Origin of the sequence: Butyricicoccus pullicaecorum DSM 23266 (assembly GCF_900167005.1) — a bacterium.
Taxonomy (GTDB): Bacteria; Bacillota; Clostridia; order Oscillospirales; family Butyricicoccaceae; genus Butyricicoccus; species Butyricicoccus pullicaecorum.
Genome location: NZ_FUXW01000001.1, coordinates 585,888 through 607,062 on the forward strand (window position 1 = coordinate 585,888; position 21,175 = coordinate 607,062).

The window sequence follows — 21,175 nt, forward strand, 5'->3', positions numbered from 1 at the left end:
GAAATAGAAATGAGGGAGTGTAACGATTATGAGCAAGATTGAACTGCGGCATATTGATAAATATTACGGTAAAAACCATATTTTGAAGGACGTTAACCTGACGATCGAAGACGGCGATTTCATGACATTGCTCGGCCCGTCCGGCTGCGGCAAAACAACTACGCTGCGTGTTGTTTCCGGCTTGGAAAAGCCGCAGGGCGGTACCATTCACATTGACGGCAAGGAGATCGTCAACGCTGCCGAGGCACATTTCGCACCGCCGAGCGAACGCGGACTGAATCTGGTATTCCAGTCCTACGCACTCTGGCCGCACATGACCGTGCGTGAGAACATCTCGTTTGGCCTGAAAATTCAGAAGCTGTCGAAGGAAGAGCAGGAAAAGCGTGTACAGTCGGCACTGAAGCGTATGCAGATTGCGCAGTACATCGACCGCTATCCCTCTGAACTGTCCGGTGGTCAGCAGCAGCGCGTCGCCATCGCCCGTGCGATTGCCTCTGAACCTCACCTGCTGCTGCTCGATGAGCCGCTGTCCAACCTGGATGCCAAGCTTCGTGTAGACATGCGCAGCGAGCTCAAACGTCTGCACACCGAGACCGGCACGACTATGATCTACGTTACGCATGACCAGACCGAGGCACTGACCATGTCGACCAAGATCGCGATTTTCCGCGAGGGCGTCATTGTCCAGATCGCGCCGCCACTCGAGCTGTATAACAACCCGTGCAATCTGTATGTTGCGGATTTCATCGGCAATCCGCGTATTAACTTTGTACAGGCGCAGGCGGAATACGACACAAAGGGCATGCGCGTGCATGGCCCGCTGGGTGACATGACCTTCTCGCGTGAGGACATGACAGAGGATGCACCGACGAGCGGAAGCGGTGCGGTGGTCCTGGGTATTCGTCCTGAGCAGCTGTGCATCAATACCGCACGGCTGTCACCCTCGGATATTGAGGCACATATTTACACCTCCATGCCGGCAGGTTCCGAGACCCTGATTACGGTCAAGAAGGATGATACAACGATGGTCATCAAGGCGCTGGGCATCACTCATTACAACCCCGACCAGACCGTCTATGTCGCACTGGATACCAAGAAGATCAACGTCTTTGACAAACAGAGTGAAAGACTGGTCAAGTATTCCCGTTGAGTCATAATTTAGAAACCATATAACCTGATACGCAGAAAAAAGGAGGAAAAATCAATGTTGCAGCATAAACGATGGATTTCCGCAGCGTTAGCAGCCGTTATGACCTTGTCTCTGACCGCGTGCGGCGGCAAGACCGAGACGGCAGAGGTCAATGAGAACGGTGAGACCGAATGGGAGGCCAATGCCGATATCTTCAACATGGATCAGACCGAAGAAGAGCTCTATGAGCTGGCCAAGCAGGAGGGCAAGGTCACCTTCTACTCGATTTCCTCGCGCTGCACTAAGATTGCCGAGGCATTCGAAGCTAAGTATCCGGGAATCGAGTGTGAATCCTTCGATATCTCTACCAATGAGCTGCTTGAGAAGGTGACCCGTGAACACGAGGCCGGACAGCACACCGCAGATGTCGTGCATATCAAGGATCAGGATGGTTCGCTGTGGAATGAGTACGTACAGAACAAGGTCTTCTACAACTACTTGCCGACCGAAATTGCAGCGCATATCGATCCGGTGTATACCGAGACGCAGGTCCCGCTGTACATTGAACTGACCCAGCTGTTCTATAATTCGGAAGCTTACCCGGACGGTGCCCCCATCAGTAATATCTGGGAGATCACACAGCCCGAATGGAAGGGACGCATTATGATGCAGAACCCGCTCGACAACGTATCCTGGGGTTCCTGGATCACTGGTTTCTGCACGGGAGATGTACCCGATCAGCTGGCAGTGGCATATAAGGAACTGACGGGCGAAGAACTGACCCTGAGTGAGGGCTGTGAGAATGCTGGCTATGAGTTCCTCAAACGCCTGCACGATAATGAACCGATTTTCACCTCGTCTTCGGATGAGATTGCCGAGGCAGTCGGTACCAAGGGACAGACCAATCCGCCGATCGGCTTCTGTGCATCGTCCAAGCTGCGCAAGAATATCGATAACGACTGGTGCCTGGCACCCATCAACCTGTATCCGACGACTGGTATCCCGGCTATCAACACTCTGTACGTTGTAGAAGGCTGCGAGCATCCGAACGCTGCCAAGCTGCTCATTCGCTTCATGTTGGGCGGCACCGACGGCGATTTGAGCGGCTATGAACCCTTTAATACCTTGGGCGGCTGGCCGGTTCGCGACGATATTGAACCCGCAGAAGGCTCGACTCCGTACGAGGAGCTGAATGTCTCGGCGTTCGATCCGGTTGCAATTTACGACAATATCAACGTTGTCCGTGATTTCTGGACACTGCTTGGATAAAAAGTAAGCAGAGGGACGGACAAGATCACTGCAAGGGAGGAGACACAAAATGAGTCTGTTTTTCACAAAGGAAGGTAAGCGCAAGAGCCCGCGCATCCTGTCCTATTTCTTCGGTGCGCTGCTGTTTGCGGTGATCTTTGGCTTAGCCTATGCGCTGCTGACTGTCCCGCTGCAATCTTTACCCATTCAAAACCAAACCATTCTGACTGCGGTACAAATTGTTCTGATTGCCCTTGTAGGGACCCTGTGCTGCTGCCTGCTGTTTTTCCTGCGGGATAAGCGCATCGTACCGTACAGCTTTGCCGGACTTGCCGTTCTGGTTATGATGTTTTACGTTGCCGCACTGGCACTTGATTCCGCCGCGCGTGTGAACATGATTTATCTGGTGTCGCTTTATGGATTGGGGCCTGCGGTGCTCGGCAATCTGATCAGCTGGAGCATTTATCACAGACTCAGCCGCCGCAAGCAGACGAACATGTGGGGATAAGGAGGGCGATGGCATGAAACGGGTGACACTCAAGGACGTTGCCGCCCGCGCGGGTGTCAGCTTTTCTACAGTATCCCGTGCACTCAATGATCGTCCGGAGATCAGTGCGCAGACTAAGGCACAGGTCAACGCGGCGTGCAAGGAACTGGGATATATACCCAATATTGCGGCACGCGGACTGGTCAGACGGGAAACGCGAACGATTGGACTTTTGGTACCGGATATTTCAAATGATTATTTTGCCGGTGTCGCCCTGGCGGTCGAGGAGACCGCCAGGGAAAACGGCTATCGTGTACTGGTATGCAGTTCGCTGCGTGATCCGGTGCGAGAATCTGAAGCCTTGGACGGCTTGCTGTCTCAACAGGTAGATGGTGTGATCTTGGCTCCGGTTTCGGTCACTTCAGCACGGCAGCTAGAGCAGATGCTGCAAAGTGTCCCGCATATTTATCTGGGCAATAATCATAGTGACACATGCAGCTATGTCGTAGTCGACAATAAGCGCGGCGCGTATGAGGCGACACGGTATCTGTTGTGTTTAGGGCATCGCAATATCCTGTTTTTGGGTGGACATACCGATTCATTGACGCGGCAATATCGCGTGCGGGGATTTCGCAAAGCGATGGAGGAGACAGCCGATACGAAAGCACAGGAATTGGTCGAGTGTAATAGTGCTCAGCAGACCGATCGTATGATCGAACATCTTCTGCGCGAAAAAGATCTGCCCGATGCGATTTTTGCTTACTCTGACCGGATTGCCCTGAGGGTTTTGCAGGCGGCGGATGAGTGCGGAATTGCAATTCCCGATCAGCTGTCATTGATGGGGTTTGATAACATTTCGTATGCCGATCTGCCGCGCATCAACCTGACCACGGTCTCGCAGCATAAAGGTCGTATTGGCCATACGGCAGTTTTGCGGCTGCTGGCACAGATTGGGGGCAGTACCGAACAGACGGTGGATGTGCTCAAACCAGAGTTGATGATTCGTGGCACTTGCCGGGCGCGTTCGGTGCGCTGAAAGGCGGAAAATGTACATGGAAAAATTGGAATTTCAAAAGAGAATTGCACTGGGAAAAAGGCTTGCGCAGCAATCGCAGGCGCAGATTATGTCAGAGATATCCCAGTTCACACACACAGAACATATTGACGGGCCAGCTTACCATCCAACGCCTGATCGGATGCTGTATGCGGCGGTATTTAATCTGGAACGCGGCACATACGCAGATGCATGCGCGGATTTTTTGCTGGACTGTCCGGATTGCCGACCGGTCGATCTGATTTTTGCCAATGAACTCGATGACGGATGTATCCGGTCGGGCGGTGGAAATACCACCAGAGTGCTGGCTGAGCGGCTGGGCATGCACGCGGTATTTGGATTGGAATTCGTCGAGCTCAGCGCCGGAGCTGAGGAGAAAGGATTCCATGGCAATGCGTTGCTGTCCCGCTGGCCGATTGTGTGGTCGGAGGTGCTGCGCTTACCCGAGGCATATAATTGGTATTTCGACCGGCAGACCCGGATCGGTGGCCGGTGTGCGGTTTTTGCACGACTGGACTTAGGAGATCGTGAGATCGGCGCAGTATCGGTACATCTGGAAAACCGGACGGACGGTATCGGACGGCGGGAGCAGATGCAGGCGGTCCTCAAGCATGCCGCCCAGGTATTTGACGGCCTGCCCGTCATCATTGGCGGCGATCTCAATACAAACACCTTTGACGGACGGGACACCGATATGATTCGGCTGCTTGCGGACGATCCGGAAATTTACCGCAGCCATCTGAAAGAGATGACCGAGCGGGAGCCGCTGTTTGACGCGGCGCGTATTGCCGGTTATGCATGGCAGCCGGCCAGTGCAATGACGCGGCGCAAGCCGCTGCCCGATGGTCGGACATTAGAATTGCAGCTGGATTGGATTTTGTACCGCGGGGTGCAGCTCGCAGACAGTCGGGTTGCATCTACCCGTGCAGACGATTGGACGTTCACGCGGGAAGGGGAAGCACTCAAACGATTTTCTGGACAGCAATTGAGCGACCACAATGTCGTTTGGGCCAAGCTGTATATTTAGAAAAAAGGAGGGATCACATGCTGGACACGGTACAATTTGACATGGGCGGCACGCTGGAAGATATCTGGTACAACGAGGAAACGGCCGAGCGGGCCGCACGTGGCTTGCTCGATCTGTTGGAACAACATGGACTGACCGTATCATGCGGACAGTCGGTGTTCTGGGAACAGGTTCAGCAGGGGGTCAGTCGATATAAAGCGTGGAGCGAAGGCGCAGCGCTGGAAAAAAAACCGGAGGAAATTTGGCCGATGTATTATCTGGCCAGTCTGGGACTGTCGGATGAAAAAGTGGGAGAAATTGCCGAGGAACTGGCAGATTTCTGGGAAGTGACCTATTATCACCGTGAGCTGCGTCCAGGCGTTCGGGAAACCCTGGAAGCGCTCAAGACACGGGGATATAAATTAGGCGTGATTTCCAACACGGCATCATTGTATTCGGTTTTTAATGTGCTTGAGCATTATGGTATTCGCGATTATTTTCAGGATGTTACGTTGTCGAGTGTGACTGGCTATCGCAAACCGCATCCGGGAATTTTTCAGATTTCCTTGCGGCAGATGCAGAGCAAGCCGGAAAACTGCGTTTATGTGGGCGATACCCGCTCACGTGATATCATGGGCGCAAAGCGGGCTGGCTTTGGGCTTGCCGTGCAGATCGGCTCGGCACTGACCGCGCAGAAGGACATATCAACCGACCCATATTGGCAGCCGGATGCACGGATCACATCCATCCCTGAGCTGCTTGATGTGCTTGCCGCACGTGATGATGCCCTGTAAGCAAAATTCCGGAGGTGATCGACATTGTACAAGATAGAGACGCACCTGCACACGACTTATATCAGTCATTGCGGATGGCTGGGTGCACAGGCGATTATAAAAGCTTATGCCGCAGCGGGCTATGCGGCGATCTGCGTGACCGACCATTACAACCGCGAATGTTTTGACTATGCAGAAATCGACCTGACCACACCGGGCAGCAAGACCGAAGATTTTCTGCTTGGATATCGACGGCTGAAACGTGAAGCTGAACGCTATGGCATCCGGGTATATGAGGGTGCGGAGCTTCGCTTTGATGAATCGGACAATGATTATCTGCTGTATGGTTTTCACCATGCACTGCTCGCCGATCCTGATGCCGTCATGCGGGGTGGATTGGAACGTTTTGTACCGGCCTATCGTGCAGACGGTGCATTGCTTGTGCAGGCGCATCCGTTCCGGAAAAAATGTAGTCCGGCACCGGCCGCGTGGCTGGACGGAATAGAAGTGTTGAACCTGAACCCGCGACATGATAGCAGAAATGATTTAGCACTAGAATATGCGCAGGCCAACCGATTGATTATGACATCGGGGTCGGACTGTCATAGACCGGGCGATGAGGCAAAAGGCGGTATTTTGTCCGATACGCTGCCCGAGGACAGCTTTGCCTTCGCCCAGCTGCTCAGATCGGGAAAATATTCACTCATAAAACCCTGACAAACTTTTCTCTCTTCTCTTCACACCGGATTGGTATGCCCTGCCGAGCAAAAGGCACACCATAATTTGGGATATTTGGTTTTGCGGAAAAACGGTGTCCGCGGGCATACCATCCATCCGGGAATATGCAAAAAAGCGTTCGAGCCTATGGCTTGAACGCTTTTTTGATGTTCCTTTCTTGTGATAGAATCGGAATGAAAATCCTATTTAGTCGTATCATTAGATTTAGAAAAGTATGCGAACATAAACAGAGCGTGCGAGATAATAGATAAAAGAAAACAGCCGCGTCAAGCGGCTGTTTCTTATATCTATGAAATTGTCACATCTCCATGAGCTTGCGCAGGGCACAGATGTAAATTTGCGTCATGCTGCGCAGGCTGTCGATGGATAAGAACTCATTCGGCTCGTGTGCGAGTTCTTCCTCCCAGGGGAAGAGCGGGCCGAACGCAACCGCGCAGGGCAGTGCACGGGCGTAGGTTGCACCGCCGATGGCGAGCGGCTGGCTGTCCCGATCACCGGTGACCTGCTGGTAGGCATCCAGCAGCGTGCGCACGAGCGGGTCGTTGGACTCGAAATAGACGGGCGGCAGGTGATCGACTTCGGTATATCCGAAGCCGGTCAGCGCGCTGCGCACCTGTTTTTGCACGGTTTCCTGACTTGCCGATGCCGGATAACGGATGTCGGCTTGAATGTGGACGGCACCGGACGCATCCATGGAAATCACACCCAGATTGAGCGTCAAAGCACCGGATACTTCATCCTGCATGTCCAATCCCAGCTTGGAGCCGGTATAGTCGCCAGCCTGCACCATGGCCTGCGCGAGCTCGGCGTGAGAAAAATCTGTTTTGAGGGTGCACAGTGCTTCCATCAAGCGCGTAATTGCAGAGATACCCTTTTCCGGTGTCATGCAGTGCGCGCTTTTTCCCTGTGCGCAGACGGTCAGCTGTAAGCCGTCGCGCACAACCTCAACGCCGTCAAGTTTGGTCTGGCAGTCTGTCGCGGTCGCCTCATCAGCGCATAGAAGCATACACTGCGCGGCATCCGGGATCATATTGCGCGAAGTACCGCCAGACAATGCGGCCAGCTGAATGGGTGCGCGATGGTTGGGAACAAATTCGCTGTGCAGGTCGAAATCCAGCAAGCCTTTTTCACAGAAAATCAGCGGGAAATTGCCGTCCGGGACGATGGAGACCGACGGCAGGTCGGTGGTGTGTGCCAGATAGTGCCGGATGCACTGCCAAGATTCCTCCTCGTTGGCACCCACGATCAGACGCAGACAGCAGTCGTCCGGAATCTGGCCGCTTTGCTGCAAATAGCGCATGGCATAGAGTGCACTGATCAGCGGTCCCTTGTCGTCGGACGAACCGCGGCCGTACAACCGTCCATCGCGTTCGGTCAGCGCAAAAGGTTCGGTGTTCCAGCCTGCACCGGCGGGAACGACGTCGATGTGACACAGAATGCCGATCATGCGCGAACCAGTGCCGACCGTGATCTCACCGGCGTAGCCGTCCACATTGCGCACTTGCATATCGAACGAACGACCCAACTCGAGAACCGCCTGGAGTGCATCCGAAACCCCTTTGCCAAACGGCGGATGCTGGGTGTCTTGCGGATCGTATACACTTTCAAGCGACACGAGGTTCGATAACTGTGTGATCATTTCCGACAGATGCTGGTCTACAAAACGTTCCATAGGTTGACTCCTTTTTTTGAAATCTTTTCAATTTCCTTTGTTGATTTTTGGATTCACTCCAAAGAACACCGCGCGGGAATCCAGTATAATGAACAAGAATAAGATAGAAAGCGGTGATTTTCCATGAATCCTTTGTTACAGAATGCTGCGGACAAGCTGATCCGCGAGATTTTTGCCGTTCAGCCCGGTGAGACCGTGGTCATCACAGCCGACGACGATTCGGATGCAGCCGTCGTGCAGGCGGTATATGAGAGTGCCCATGCAGTCGGTGCACATCCGCTCAAGGTACAGATGCCGACCCCGCGCGGCGTGGGCAAGGCAGCCGATCCTGATTTGGCACTCGATGCCCTCAGCGGTATGCTGCTGTACGCCGATGTGTGGATCGAGTTCAATCACCAGTGGCTGCTGTATTCGACCCCATTCGAGCGCGCCGAGGCACAGAACAAGAAGCTGCGCTATATGTGTCTGGTAGATTTCAATGAGGCACTGATGATCCGCACGATCGGACAGGTTGAGACCGCACAGCTGCGCGACTTTATGCTGGCTGTGACCGAGCGCACCAAGAACGCAAAGCACATGCGTGTCACCACACCGGCAGGCTGTGACGTATCGTTCGAAATTGAGCCCAAGCATTATACCGCTTGTGACTGCGGCGACGCTTCCAAGCCGGGCATCCACATGCTGACCGGTCAGATTAACGTCGTACCGCGCTTTGGCACCATTCAGGGCAAGATTGTGTTTGACGGTTCGGTGACGCCGCCGTTTGGTCGCATTCCTGACGCGCCCATCTGCCTGACCATTGAGAACAGTGTTATTACCGAAGTAACTGGCGGTGAGGACGCTGCTGTGTTCCGCAAGCATCTGGAAAGCTTTGAAGACCCGGGCATGTTCAAGCTGGCACATATTGCGTACGGCTTCAATCCGGGTGCAATCCTGACCGGAAACATTGTCGAGGACGAGCGTATTTGGGGTTCTACCGAATGGGGAATCGGCTATGTCAGCCCGTTTGATGCACCGCCGCACGGACAGGACGCCAAGTCGCATTGCGACGGTATCTGCCTGAATTCGTCGGTCTGGCTGGATGGCGTACAGATCATGGACGAGGGCAAAATCGTGGAGGAGGCGCTTGCCGCGCTGGTTCCGCCGCTGCCCAATCGCTGAGTTGGAAAAAGGATCGCATTTGCGATCCTTTTTTGTTTAGTTTACCTGCTTGCGGCGCAGGATCGATTCCAGCACCAGATAGACGATGGCAGCGACCACCATGCCATTGACGAAGGAGACGCCGAACGGCAGGCGCGTGGAAGCAAAGCCGAGGATCAGGGCGATAAAGCCGTTGAGATGCCAGCCGTCGCGCGGCTGATAGAACTTGACCGAGCCGTGCGCCAGCACCCAGTACTCGATCAGGAAGATGCCAACGATGGGCATGAACATGTCGCCCAGCAGATACAGGAAAGCCTCGAAATATCCGGCAATGCCGATGGCAGCCAGTGCCGTACCGATGACACCGAGTACAACCGTCGCAGCCGAGCGCTTGTTTTCCGCCAGACCAAAGACCATGACAGCGTTCAGACCGGCACTGTAAGCGTTGGTGGTATTGGTCGTCCAAGTTGCCAGAATGAGCACAACCATACCCAGAACGGGCAGACCAATGTCGCAGAACACCAGCGAGATATCATACTGATTTGCGATTCGGGTCATGACTGCACCCAGAACCAGCATGGCGATGCCAGCGGGCATGACGCCGATGACCGAGGACAGGAAGGTGTCACGGCGCGTACGCTGATAGCGGGTGAAATCGGGCGCGTTGAGTGCACCGGTTGCCATAAAGCTGACGGTTAAAACCACACCGTCGGCAAAGGACATGGTCTGTGCAATGGGCTCGGACAGTGCTGCCGTGCCAAAACGGGAAATTGCCATCACACAGCCGATGCAGGTGACGACGACCAGGGCAGGAATGGCGAACTTGTTGAGTTTGTCCAGCGCGTTGATGCCGTAGACCGCCGTGATGAGCATGATGACGCCCCAGAGAATGGTGGAGACGGCAACCGGGAGCTCAAAGCCAAAGGCCTGACTGAGCAGGTTGGAGAATGCCGAGCCGCATACACCGTTCTGTACGGCAAACCAGCCGATCATGGAGATCATGAACAGGGCACTGATGAGCTTGGAGGAACCCTGCTGGCCAAAGCTGCCCGAGGCGACGACGCAGGTCGGAACTCCCAGATCGCTGCCGATAATACCGACTGCAACCATCAGCAGTGCGGTGATCAGATAGCCGATCACGCCGGAGAGAATGGCCTGTCCGATCGGCATGGCCTGTGCCAGCATACCGCCCAGCATCAGGCTGGGTACGCAGATCAGAATACCGGCCTGGATGAGTGCGACATCAAGCCAGGATTTGCGTTCTTCCATCGGTACCGGTTGGAGCACAACGCTTTCGGTCTTGTCTGTTGTCTTCACGAGAGAAAAGCACCCCTTTGATTTTTTTCATTAAAACAATACTACAAGAAAATCTCACGCGGTGCTTTATAAAAATTACAAAAAATGATGTTTTATTTTAGGAGATCTTCAAACTCTGGGTCACGGCGTAAAATCTGATGCAGGTGGACGGCTGCGCCGACGGCTTCGTAGAAACGAATGGGGTCATGCTCCATGTTCAGCAGCGTTTTCACGCGGTTGATGCGGTAGCGCACAGTGTTTTCGTGCTGACGCAGCATTTGAGCCGATTTTTTGAAATCACCTGTGCAGTGCACGAAGACTTGCAGGGTGTTCCACAGCTCACGGCATCCTTCGGGGGAAGTACCCGCGCGCAGCGCATGGGTAAAAGCGGCGCAGAAATCCTGTGCTTCGCGCGAGTTGCGCAGCGGAAAGAGCAGCTGTGTGATAGAAAGCGGATCATAGGACTGCTCGCTTACGCCTTCTGCGCAGGCCATGTCCAGTGCAATGCGCGCCTCTTGTACGGCTTTTGCCACCCAGTGACGGGGATAACTGCGGCTGATGCCAAGCACGGTCTGTTCAAAATACTGTGCAATCGTGTTTCGGGTGACATCCAGATGCACGCGGAGCGCGTGTGCGTCATCGGCACTGAGCAAAATAATGCGGCTCTGGTGCTCGTCAATGTAAATGTCGCCCGCACGGCTGAGCCAGAGCGTGTTCCACTCAAAACCGGCGAGCTGCGATTGCAGGCGGCCGAGAAAGCAGACCGCCATGATCTGACTGCCGATTTGCCGGTTCATGCTTTCGAGCAGATGAATGCGCTCGGAAGCGGTGGTTTGATCGTTGCAGATCTTGTCCAGACGAAGCTGGTTGATGAGGTTCAGATTTTCAATCGCGATATAGCGGTTGATGGTGTCCATGATCTGTGCATAAGCGATGTCATCGGACAGATAAACGATTGGAAAGTGGTTTTGATCGCACAGTGCACGGATACGGTCGTTAATGAGTACAGGCTGCTGTGCAATGAGGCAGACACCGCTGCACTGACCGGCAATCAGAACGCGGAACACCTCAAAAAGTGCGTCAGAATCCGCGCTGAATTGCAGCAGACCGGTGACGAAGAAGTCACCCGGAGCGATGATACCCTGTTCAATGACATCCATACCGAACGGACTGTCAAAAACCGATACGCGCTCGACGGTACGGAAGCAGCCATCTGCACCAGCCAGCAGCTGCGCGTGTTCAAAAAGGGGATTTTCCAAGATATAGTGCAGCGATACGTTCATAAATGTTCCATCACCCAGCCCAGCGCTGGCCTCCTGTTGCCTTTTTCTTTCTATTGTAAGACATGTGGCAAAGCTGTCAAGTGATGGTGTAGGATTTGCAGAGAAAATTCTTTCTTCCGCAGAGGAAGCATATAAAAAAGCCCTCAGGGAACGGACGCTTGCCTGATCCCAGAGGGCTTGGTTTATGTTTGCAGAGAAAGACCAGTTATTCGATGTTGAGCAGAGGCATCAGCTGATTTTTGCGGATCCACGCATCGCTGTACTGACTGCGGACGAGGGTTTTTGCGTTTAGGCTGCGGTCTTCCCGCATGAGGTTAACGATCCTGCGGCTGTGCTCCTCGTAGTAGTCTTTTTCCGACGGTGCGTATTTTTCGTGGGTATCAAACCCGAAGTTGCGTGCATCCCATCGCATGAAATAAGCACCCAGCTTGTCGCCTAGCTCTTTGAGCGCGGGGACAGCTTCATTTAAGACCAGAGAGTTTCCGCGGCTGGCGGCTTCGAGTACGGTGAGCCCGAAGGATTCCGAGTAAGAGGGACAGATAAAGAGGTTGGATAGGGTGAACAGTTCGAAAACACTTTGACGGGGAAAACCGTCGGGATATCCGATCTCGGAGGTAAAGAGCATATCCGCGTCGGACAGACCATATTTTTTGCCTTCGGTGCGGATGATGGTTTGATAGACCTTGCTGGAGATATCCGCACTCGGAAAATCGCAGAAAATCACCTTGGTATTCTTTTCGGTCGCATGTTTGATCGCACCGGCCAGTGCTGCGACTTTCTCGAATTTCTTTCCGGTGGTCAGTCTTGCCGGATAGACGGCCAGCACATCGGCGTGCATGAGGTCGATGGCATCGGCTACCGCCTGCACGGGTGCGCTCATGGATGGGACGAGTGGGAGGGTGTTGTACACCACTGCGCATTTTCCCTCGGGAACGTCATACTGTTTGGCCAGCGCAGAAATGCCGGAATAGGTGGGATAGATGAATTTGGTGCGTGGCATGTCGGTAAAACGTGCAGAAAAGGGATATTCCATCTCTTGCGGACGGTTGACCGGCAGGGAGTGGGTGAAGGATAGAAACCGCACATGCGGGAGCTGTTTTTGTGCCTTGCGAATGGCGATGTTGTGCACCAGATGCCAGCCCTGATAGAGAATATCGTGCAGGATGCAGACATCCACGTCCTGCAAGTGTGCAGCGAAATCCTTTGCGATTGCATCAGCTTCCGCAAAAAAAGTCTCGTGCACCGTACCTGAAGCACCCGAATAATCATGCCATACGATTGGCTGACCGTTCAGTGTGTTTGTGATTTTGACCCATTCCAGACGCGCGTCGGAGAAAATACCGGTGCGTTCGCTGTCGGGACAGGTCTCACAGACCAGAACTTTGACCGAAACATTGGCATCGAGCAGCACTTTGATTTGATCCGCCACAACATTGACCAGAGAATAGGTGGTCGACAGGCCGGAAAACATGGTCAAAATGGCAACTTTCATAATTACACTCGCTTTCTGAATGTTTGGCGCAGCAGGAAGACCCCACTGCGCCAAATCTTATTTAGTTACCGTCACCGCAGATGCAGTCACTGAACAGGTCAAGCTTGGATTTCAGGATGGTTTCCAGATTGGCAATGGTATTGACCATGGATTCCACCGATTTATTGGTCAGCAGGATGGTCTGCGGTGCAATGTCGTCAAAGGACAGCACTTTTTGCAGTTTCTCGCCTTCTGCATTGAGAATGTGAGACAGAGCGGCCTGCTGCAAGGCGATGGATTCAAACAGATCGGAGACGGCCTGGATTCTGGGGTTGATGGCTGCGGTGGTGGTTGTCGTGGTGGAAGTCGTAGCGGTGGTTGTGGACGTTGTCGTGGTAGTCATCGTAGTAGAAGTCGTCGAAGTGGTGGAGCTGGTGGTCGTGGAGTCCGTCAACAGACACACGGTTGGCTCAGGCAGTTCGCCGGTAAACAGTTCGTTGTGGCTTTCCGCATTGCCGGTAAAGGATTCAAAGATGATGTTGCCGTTGATCTGACTAAACGTCGTGGTTGCGGCAGCGAAGGGCGCCAGTACCGAGCCGTAAATAGCGGTGGTGCTGTTCGACCAGGTCAGTGCATCGGGATGGTTCCACAGGATTTTACATGCGTCTGCACGCGAAGCGGCGATGCCGTTGCGGAAAATTTGGTAGCTGCCGTACAGAATGTTCGAGCCATCCACGGTAATGAGGATGGTGGAGTCTGCCGGCGCGATAATGTTGATGCCGTTGAGCTGGTTGAGTGCCAGACCGGTGCCGTAGATGTTGGTGCTGTCAAAGCGGAAGATGTTGAGCGTCTCGTCGATACCGGTCAGATTGAGCTGTCCGAAGACGACCGTACCCGTTCCGTTGGGCACCAGTCCGCTCCAGAAAATAGAAGCGCACTTTAAGTATCGCTCGGCTTCTGCAAAGTCGATCGGGGTTGCGGTGAGAAGGGAACCGTTGGGATTGCCCATGGTGTAATTGATCACCGTGCTGCTGGGACTCACGATGGTATTACCGCATGCATTGGAGCCTGCGGATACATCGAGGTCACCGTTGACAACAAGCGATGCGTCCGAACCGGACGAGGGCAGAGGCAGAATGCTTGCGCCGACGCCGTAGTTGCTCAAGGTCGCGTTTCCGCCGACTGCAACCCGGCCTTCTGCATCGGTGTTGCTCAGGCTCAAGTTGCCGAATACGAATACATTATATTCGCCGGCCGAGCCGAAATTGATTGCCATATTTTTATCCTCCATAAAAGTTATGATGCCGCGCGGCATACAGTTCATGTTATGTCCTATGAAGGGGTGTTGTTCCACAAAAAAGGCGGAACTTCGACAAGAAGCTCCGCCCGCAATGTGAAGGTTTTACGGCTGTGTGGTCGAGTCTGCGGCCGGGCACATACAGCCATCAAAGGTGGACAGCTTGGACTGGAGGATCATTTCCAGTCGGGATACCGCATTGACCATGGATTCGACCGACTTGTTGGTGGCCAGCAGCATCTCGGGGGTGACGTCGTCCATCGCGACCATTTTCTGAATCTTCTCGCCTTCTGCGTTCAGAATATGGGACAGTGCGGTTTCTTCCAGTGCGACCGACTCAATGATATCGGTGATCGTCTGCGATCTGGTGGTGATACTGGGGGTAATAACGGGCATGCCCATGATTACTCACATTCCTTTTGAAATTTGATTTTGAGCGTGCGCTCGCAGTATCCTATGTAGATTTCGGGCGATTGGTGACAATCGGTGTCAAATTTTAGGACGGAGACAGGAAGGATGCAATGTTCCAATACGGCACTTAAATTTTGAGAATAACTATGATATAATATGATAACACCATTTCAGACCGATTGAATGCTACCTAATGTTCAGTGCATGATCGGGGAAAAGAGGTTATTATGATCGACCAAACTGTCGTTGCAAGACTGCAAAAGGATGTAAAGCTGTCGCAGACAGAAAAAAGCGTGATGCAGTATCTTGTAGAGAATACAGATGAAGCGATTAAGATTGGTATTCGCGGTGTCGCGCAGAAGGGGTACACTTCGACGGCGACTGTCATGCGTCTGGCGAAAAAGCTGGGATTTGAAGGCTTTCGTGAGATGGTATACTCATTTCGCAATGAAATGAACCAGGCATCCAATACCCTGCCGGAAGAATTGCGCGAACAGATTCATTTTATCTATGACATGCAGAAGCTGGAGATCTTTTTCCGTATTTTGGCACGCAGGGGATTTATTTGCATTCAAGCCGAGGGACACTCGGCGCTGCTTGCCGAATATCTGGAGAAAAAGCTGCTGGGCAACGCGTGTATTGTAATCCGCAAAGAATACTTGGGCGCAGACACCATTGTGCGCAACTTCCGTGACCAACTGGACGCGATGGTCATTATCTCCAAGTCGGGCAATTCGATCGCCGGTGTAGAGGTGGCCAAAAAGTGCAAGAAGGCACAGATTCCAACGGTCGTCTTTACAGGCAATGCGCGCAGCGAGCTCAGCCGCATCTGTGACACGGTGTTCATCATCAAAGACAGCCATCCTTTTGACCCGGAAAACCTGCAGGCCAATTACTTCTTCGGCTACTGCATTTTAGCCTTTGAGGAGATCTTTGCGATCTACAATCATCAAATTTAAATCTGTGTATGAAAAAACAGCCGCATTTCTGCGGCTGTTTTCTTTTGACGGAGTGCGAAATTACTTCAGTTCAGGCCAGTAATCCTTATTTGCCTCCATCAGCTCATCGAGGACGGCCTTGCCCACAGCGTAGGAGGGGACAGTACGGTTGAGCAGGACGGCCTGAAGTGCCTTCTGATAGGAACCGGTCAGCGCAGCTTCGACGGCCAGTTTCTCGTAGCCCTTCTGTGCTTCCATGAGGGACTTGTGGAACTGGGGGATGTAGCCGACCGAAACCGGCTCGATGCCGCCAGCGCTGACGTAGCAGGGAACCTCGACCACAGCGTCGTGGTTAAAGTTTCCGATTGCGCCGTGGTTCATGGTGTTAATGATAAAGCGTTCATGGGTGTTGTTGATGATTGCGTTTGCAATATCAACGATGTAGTTGCCATGTACACCGGTATGCAGCGAGCTGTCCTTGGTAGTACCGGCTGCGATGCAGCGCTCGCAGTCGTCGAAGACGACCTTTTCACGCACATCGAGTACATAGTTTGCACGGGTGTAGTTGGGGTCCATGTGCGAGACGATCTCGTTGTGGAAGTAGTAGTAAGAGATGTAGACGAGCGGGAGGAACTCGGGGTATGCCTGGAAGCCCTCGATCACATGCTGGTACATCTCGCCCCAGTAGTTGTCGTGCTTTTCTTCGGCCTCTGCGTTGACCAGGCTGACCGTCTCGGACAGTACGCGCTCGCGCAGGGCGGGGAGCAGGTCGTTACCGTCCTTGTCGTAGATGTTGGTGAACCAGCCGAAGTGGTTGAGGCCAAAGTACTTGAAGGTCAGATCCTTATGCGGGATACCCAGGAAGTCTGCGATGGTCTCCTCCTGTGAGATGGGCATATCGCAGATGCACAGTGCCTTGGCGTTGGGGTAGGTGCGGTAGATTGCCTCGGAGATCATAGCCTCGGGGTTGCTGTAATTGAGAATCCATGCGTTCGGGCAAATCTCTTGTGCCTTGCCTACGATGTCCAGAATTGCCGGGATGCAGCGCAGTGCGAAGGAGAAGCCGCCCAGACCGCAGGTTTCCTGACCGAGAATGCCATGGCTCAGCGGGATTTTTTCGTCCTTCTCGCGCTGCTGGTTGCAGCCCGGACGAATCTGAACAAACAGGAAATCAGCGCCGCGGAATGCGGTTTCGATGTCTGTGGTGTACGAGACCGGTACGTCCTGCGCATGCTCACGGGCGTATAACTCGCAGAACTGACCGGTGCGTGCAACACGGGCTGCGTCGATATCGTACAGAACGACTTCGCTGAGCTTGAGGTCGTCCTTGCGCGAGAGCAGGACGGCGACGATGGCGGGGGTGTAGGAAGAACCGGCGCCGACGACGACAAATTTATTTTTCTTCATGGGAAAGGCCTCCTGAGTCGTGGAAAACGGTTTAGATGATCTGCTCGATTTCAGCCATAACCTGCTGAACTTCCGAACCAATGATGATCTGTACGCTGGTATCGGACAGGGTGATAACGCCCTTGACGCCCATCTGCTTGATCTTCTCCAGATTCATCAGCGAAGCGTCCTTGGTTTCGACACGCAGACGGGTCATGCAGTGGCCAATATTTTCGATGTTGGCAGCACCGCCCAGGTTTTCGACGATCTTCTTCGCAATGTAAGCGTAGTTCTTGTTGGACAGGGTTGCATTCTTTTCTTCCTCGGTGATTTCTTCGGAATCGATGAAGTCATCCTCACGGCCCAGGGTCTTGAGGTTGTACTTGACGATCAGGAAGCGGAAGGTGAAGTAGTAGAGTGCGAAGAATGCGATGCCAACCGGGATAATCAGGATGACATTGCTGCCCAGACCCCAGTTGAGTACGAGGTCGATGATGTTACCGCCCGAGGAGAAGCCGATGCGGATGCCGAGCAGGTAGCAGACAGCGCCTGCCAGACCGGTGTACAGTGCGTGAACAAAGTACAGCTGAGGTGCAACGAACATGAAGGAGAACTCGAGGGGCTCGGTGATACCGGTGACAAAAGAGGTGATGGCCGAGGAGGTCATCAGACCCTTGACTTCGCTCTTGCGCTTCTTTGCGCACTTGTACATAGCCAGTGCGGCACCGGGCAGACCGAACATCATAACGACGAAGAACATGGACAGGAACAGGCCGGCAGTGGGATCGCCTGCGAGGAAGCGGGTCATCTCACCGGTAACGACCGTGCCGTCTGCCTGGGTGTAAGAGCCGAGGTTAAAGTAGATGTAAGAGTTAAAGACGTGATGCAGACCGACCGGGATGAGCAGACGGTTGAGGAAACCGAAGATAAAGACACCGACAGCGCCGAGCTTGGCAATACCGATTGCGAAGCCGTCGAGTACCATCTGAATGGGCGGCCAGATAAAGCTCAGCACATAGCCGAGACCAACGGTTGCGATGGGAGCGAGGGTGATAACGAACTTTTCACCGGTAAAGAAGTCGAAGATTTTTGGGGTCTTCCAATCCTTACTGTGGTTGAAGATCCATGCGGTGAAGCAGCCGACGATGATACCAGCGAAGATGCCCATGCTGATGGTCTCGTCGAGCGCAGCCAGCGTGGACTTGAGTACCAGGATGGACAGCAAGCTCGCAACCATGGGCGATACCTTGTCCTTCGCCTTGGCGAAGGCAACAACGGCACCGAGTGCAAAGAGAATGTCCATGTTGCCGAATACGATATCACCGGCCGACTTGAGCAGCGGGATATTGAGCATATCCGGGGAAGCGATACGGGACAGGATACCGGCAACCGGCATGGCAGTAACCGGAACGAGCATAGATCGGCCGAGTTGTGCTAATTTTTTCTTAAAACTGTTCAGTGCCGCTTTCATTTGCGTACCTCCTGATAAAATGTTTTATAATTTGCCAGGGAAACGTCTTCTAACTGTTCGATAAATGCCTTGGTGGCCGGGCTGATGAGCAGATCGACCTCACACATGCGGTGCAGGTTGAACGAAGAGTGCAGCATGACGGCGGTATCCAGATAGGCCGGATGGCACATGATCTCAACGCAGTCCAGCGTCTTGAACGCCTTGAGCAGGATGCGGTGCATGTTGGACTCGATCGCCGGTGCATACTCGGTCAGCGGCGTGTGGAAATGTGCACCCGAACCCTCGATGAAATCGACGAGATAGTTCGGACACGGAACACCCTGCACGTGATTGTCGGTGCAGTCGCGTCTGGAATTTCGTACCGGCAGGTCATACTCGCGTGCCAGACGGACAAAAACGTCCTCCAGACCGCGGAACGTATGTACATGGTGGTGAGAATCCAGATGGGTCGGCTCGATGCCGGCTGCAAGCACCTTTTCAATCTGTGCCTTCCATTCACGGTAGACTTCATCTTTGTCTAACGGCTGTTCTTCATTGTGATAGTAAGCCTGGGAATGGAAATCACCGTTGGGTTCGGTGAGGGTTTTGTGGTCGGTCAGTACCGGACGGCCACAGGTCAAGGTCAGGTGCACGCCTACACCCAAGGAAGGATGCGCCTTGGCCAGAGAGACCGCGTGATCGAATCCGGGCATTCCGGCCATGAGCGTGGTCGAGGTGAGCACGCCGCGCAGATGACTCTCGATAATGCCATAGTTGACTCCGTAGGAGTAACCAAAGTCATCCGCATTCAAGATCAGATGTTTCATATTCTCTCCCCTTTGTTTGGACTGACCTTAGTATAGACATTGCCATTTGCAGTGTAAATAGGCCGAGAGGCTTTGGTAACAATTTACAAAAAGATGTTTTTTGTGTCTATGAAAATTGGATAAATCTCATTCTGCTGATTTGTGAAAAACGACATTTTGAGACAGAATGCGGCGAAAAACAGAATGATAGAGCATGAAAAATGGAGATTTCTGGAAACAAAGGGGGATTGTGATAGGAAAGATGCGGTTTCCATCATATTCCTTATGGATATGGAATCATTCTGCAAGATGTTAGAGTAAAAGAGGATACCGGTTACATGTTTATAAAATGGTGTAAATTGCATAAGAAATGACAAGTTTCATGGTAAAAACGTAAAAAATAGAAAAATGAGATTGACAATAAAAGCGGAAAATGATATAATGCAGACAACGATAGGAAAGCGGTTACACATCGAGCAACCCGGAAAAAGGGGAGTGTTATATGGTTACAATACAGGATATTGCCGAGATTGCAGGCGTTTCCAAGGCGACTGTTTCGCGCGTTATCAATCGCACCGGCTATGTCAATGAAAAGACACGTGAGCGCGTGCAGGCGGTGATCGATCAGTACCATTACAGCCCGTCGGCTTCGGCGGTCAATCTGTCCCGGCGCGAGACCAATACGATCGGCGTCATCGTACCCGAGATCGCCAATACATTTTTTGGAGAATTGCTGCACGGCATCGGTGAAGTGATCGACCAGACCGATTTTACCTCGTTTTACTTTGACAGCGACAACAACAGCGACAAGGAAGAGCGTGCCATTCTGGCTTTGGAGCAGCAGCGCGTGCGCGGTTTGCTCATCACACCGGCGCAGGATTCGGACGCGGCGGTCAATCGACGGCTGTATAGCTATCTGGAACGACTGAACGTGCCGACCGTGGTGGTGGATCGTGATTTTCCCGGTTCCAAATGGGACGGGGTCTTCTTTGAGAACTACCAGAGTGGATACTGCGCAGCGGAAGCGTTGATTGCGGCGGGAAACCGAACGCTGGGCATGATTACCGGAGATTTGCGCCTGAAAATTGCGCGGGAGCGTTATGAAGGCTTTTTGCAGGCCGCGCAGGACGGCGGCTACCCGGTGTCCGAACAGCATATTTACCAGGGCGATTTCACCATCGAAGGGGCGTATGCAGCCGCAAAGCGCATGCTGGAATCGGATGACTGTCCGCAGGCTGTCCTGACCAGCAATAACCTGACATCGCTGGGATTTTTGAAGGCAGTCACCGAGAAGGGCCTGCAGATCGGACGAGATATCGCGGTCATCGGCATTGACCACATCCCGGAATTGGATATCTTAAACTATGGATTCAGCTGCGTGGCGCGCGACACCGTACAGATGGGACGGTTAGCTATGCAAGTACTGCTTGAACGCATGCAAAACCCGGACAAACAGCGGCAAATCTGCATGATTCCGCACCGGCTCATTCTTAAGGGCAGCGAAAAAATGGATGGATAATCCATTTTTTTACCCGGATATGTAACCGGTTACACACGAGCGTTTGTTCATACATTTACAAAAATAGAAAG

19 protein-coding genes are annotated in these 21,175 nt (G+C 53.1%); 10 read left to right on the top strand and 9 right to left on the bottom strand.

Annotation, left to right across the window (positions count from 1 at the left end; genetic code table 11):
* Positions 1-28: 28 nt before the first annotated feature.
* From B5D52_RS02980 to B5D52_RS03015, 7 genes are all read left to right on the top strand, one after another.
* The gene (locus tag B5D52_RS02980) at positions 29-1,150 is read left to right on the top strand and encodes an ABC transporter ATP-binding protein (protein ID WP_016147423.1); all 1,122 of its coding nucleotides are present in this window, start codon (positions 29-31) and stop codon (positions 1,148-1,150) included.
* 54 nt (positions 1,151-1,204) lie between these two features.
* Entirely contained in the window at positions 1,205-2,398 is a 1,194-nt protein-coding gene (locus B5D52_RS02985; protein WP_016147422.1) for an ABC transporter substrate-binding protein, read from the top strand.
* A gap of 49 nt (positions 2,399-2,447) precedes the next feature.
* Positions 2,448-2,885 carry a hypothetical protein gene (locus B5D52_RS02990; RefSeq protein WP_016147421.1) on the top strand — a complete coding sequence of 146 codons (438 nt, stop codon included), beginning with the start codon at positions 2,448-2,450 and terminating at the stop codon, positions 2,883-2,885.
* A 13-nt stretch (positions 2,886-2,898) separates the two neighbouring features.
* Positions 2,899-3,900, top strand: a complete 1,002-nt coding sequence (locus B5D52_RS02995; RefSeq protein ID WP_016147420.1) for a LacI family DNA-binding transcriptional regulator — start codon at positions 2,899-2,901, stop codon at positions 3,898-3,900.
* An 88-nt stretch (positions 3,901-3,988) separates the two neighbouring features.
* Entirely contained in the window at positions 3,989-4,945 is a 957-nt protein-coding gene (locus tag B5D52_RS16035) for an endonuclease/exonuclease/phosphatase family protein (protein WP_178139591.1), read from the top strand.
* 17 nt (positions 4,946-4,962) lie between these two features.
* Positions 4,963-5,718 carry an HAD family hydrolase gene (locus tag B5D52_RS03010; protein WP_016147418.1) on the top strand — a complete coding sequence of 252 codons (756 nt, stop codon included), beginning with the start codon at positions 4,963-4,965 and terminating at the stop codon, positions 5,716-5,718.
* A 24-nt stretch (positions 5,719-5,742) separates the two neighbouring features.
* On the top strand, positions 5,743-6,414 hold the full coding sequence (locus B5D52_RS03015; protein WP_016147417.1) for a PHP domain-containing protein: 672 nt from the start codon (positions 5,743-5,745) through the stop codon (positions 6,412-6,414).
* A 319-nt stretch (positions 6,415-6,733) separates the two neighbouring features.
* Here the strand turns inward: B5D52_RS03015 and B5D52_RS03020 are convergent, their stop codons facing one another.
* Complete coding sequence (locus tag B5D52_RS03020; protein WP_016147416.1) at positions 6,734-8,107, bottom strand: Sapep family Mn(2+)-dependent dipeptidase; 1,374 nt, start codon at positions 8,105-8,107, stop codon at positions 6,734-6,736.
* A gap of 123 nt (positions 8,108-8,230) precedes the next feature.
* On the opposite strand from B5D52_RS03020, the gene B5D52_RS03025 reads away from it, so the two are divergent.
* Entirely contained in the window at positions 8,231-9,268 is a 1,038-nt protein-coding gene (locus tag B5D52_RS03025; protein ID WP_016147415.1) for an aminopeptidase, read from the top strand.
* Positions 9,269-9,304: 36 nt separating this feature from the next.
* Here the strand turns inward: B5D52_RS03025 and B5D52_RS03030 are convergent, their stop codons facing one another.
* The 5 genes from B5D52_RS03030 to B5D52_RS03050 all read right to left on the bottom strand — a co-directional run bounded on the left by B5D52_RS03030 (position 9,305) and on the right by B5D52_RS03050 (position 14,990).
* A complete protein-coding gene (locus B5D52_RS03030; protein WP_016147414.1) occupies positions 9,305-10,564 on the bottom strand; it encodes a cytosine permease in 1,260 nt (419 codons plus the stop codon).
* A 92-nt stretch (positions 10,565-10,656) separates the two neighbouring features.
* A complete protein-coding gene (locus tag B5D52_RS03035) occupies positions 10,657-11,826 on the bottom strand; it encodes a PucR family transcriptional regulator (protein WP_016147413.1) in 1,170 nt (389 codons plus the stop codon).
* A gap of 205 nt (positions 11,827-12,031) precedes the next feature.
* A complete protein-coding gene (locus B5D52_RS03040; protein ID WP_016147412.1) occupies positions 12,032-13,318 on the bottom strand; it encodes a glycosyltransferase in 1,287 nt (428 codons plus the stop codon).
* Between the two features lie 61 nt (positions 13,319-13,379).
* Entirely contained in the window at positions 13,380-14,573 is a 1,194-nt protein-coding gene (locus tag B5D52_RS03045; protein WP_016147411.1) for a choice-of-anchor A family protein, read from the bottom strand.
* A gap of 126 nt (positions 14,574-14,699) precedes the next feature.
* Positions 14,700-14,990 (bottom strand): alpha-helical endospore appendage domain-containing protein, encoded by a 291-nt coding sequence (locus tag B5D52_RS03050; protein ID WP_242825622.1) that lies wholly within the window; start codon positions 14,988-14,990, stop codon positions 14,700-14,702.
* A gap of 242 nt (positions 14,991-15,232) precedes the next feature.
* On the opposite strand from B5D52_RS03050, the gene B5D52_RS03055 reads away from it, so the two are divergent.
* On the top strand, positions 15,233-15,964 hold the full coding sequence (locus B5D52_RS03055) for a MurR/RpiR family transcriptional regulator (RefSeq protein WP_016147409.1): 732 nt from the start codon (positions 15,233-15,235) through the stop codon (positions 15,962-15,964).
* 60 nt (positions 15,965-16,024) lie between these two features.
* Here the strand turns inward: B5D52_RS03055 and B5D52_RS03060 are convergent, their stop codons facing one another.
* From B5D52_RS03060 to chbG, 3 genes are read right to left on the bottom strand one after another with little or no spacing between them, the layout of a single operon-like run.
* Complete coding sequence (locus B5D52_RS03060) at positions 16,025-17,350, bottom strand: family 4 glycosyl hydrolase (RefSeq protein ID WP_016147408.1); 1,326 nt, start codon at positions 17,348-17,350, stop codon at positions 16,025-16,027.
* Positions 17,351-17,381: 31 nt separating this feature from the next.
* Entirely contained in the window at positions 17,382-18,800 is a 1,419-nt protein-coding gene (locus B5D52_RS03065; RefSeq protein ID WP_016147407.1) for a PTS transporter subunit EIIC, read from the bottom strand.
* The gene (gene chbG, locus B5D52_RS03070) at positions 18,797-19,606 is read right to left on the bottom strand and encodes a chitin disaccharide deacetylase (protein ID WP_016147406.1); all 810 of its coding nucleotides are present in this window, start codon (positions 19,604-19,606) and stop codon (positions 18,797-18,799) included. The genes B5D52_RS03065 and chbG overlap by 4 nt, the downstream gene beginning before the upstream one ends.
* Positions 19,607-20,087: 481 nt before the next feature.
* Between chbG and B5D52_RS03075 the strand changes: the two genes are divergently transcribed.
* Positions 20,088-21,104 (top strand): LacI family DNA-binding transcriptional regulator, encoded by a 1,017-nt coding sequence (locus tag B5D52_RS03075; protein ID WP_016147404.1) that lies wholly within the window; start codon positions 20,088-20,090, stop codon positions 21,102-21,104.
* Positions 21,105-21,175 lie beyond the last annotated feature (71 nt).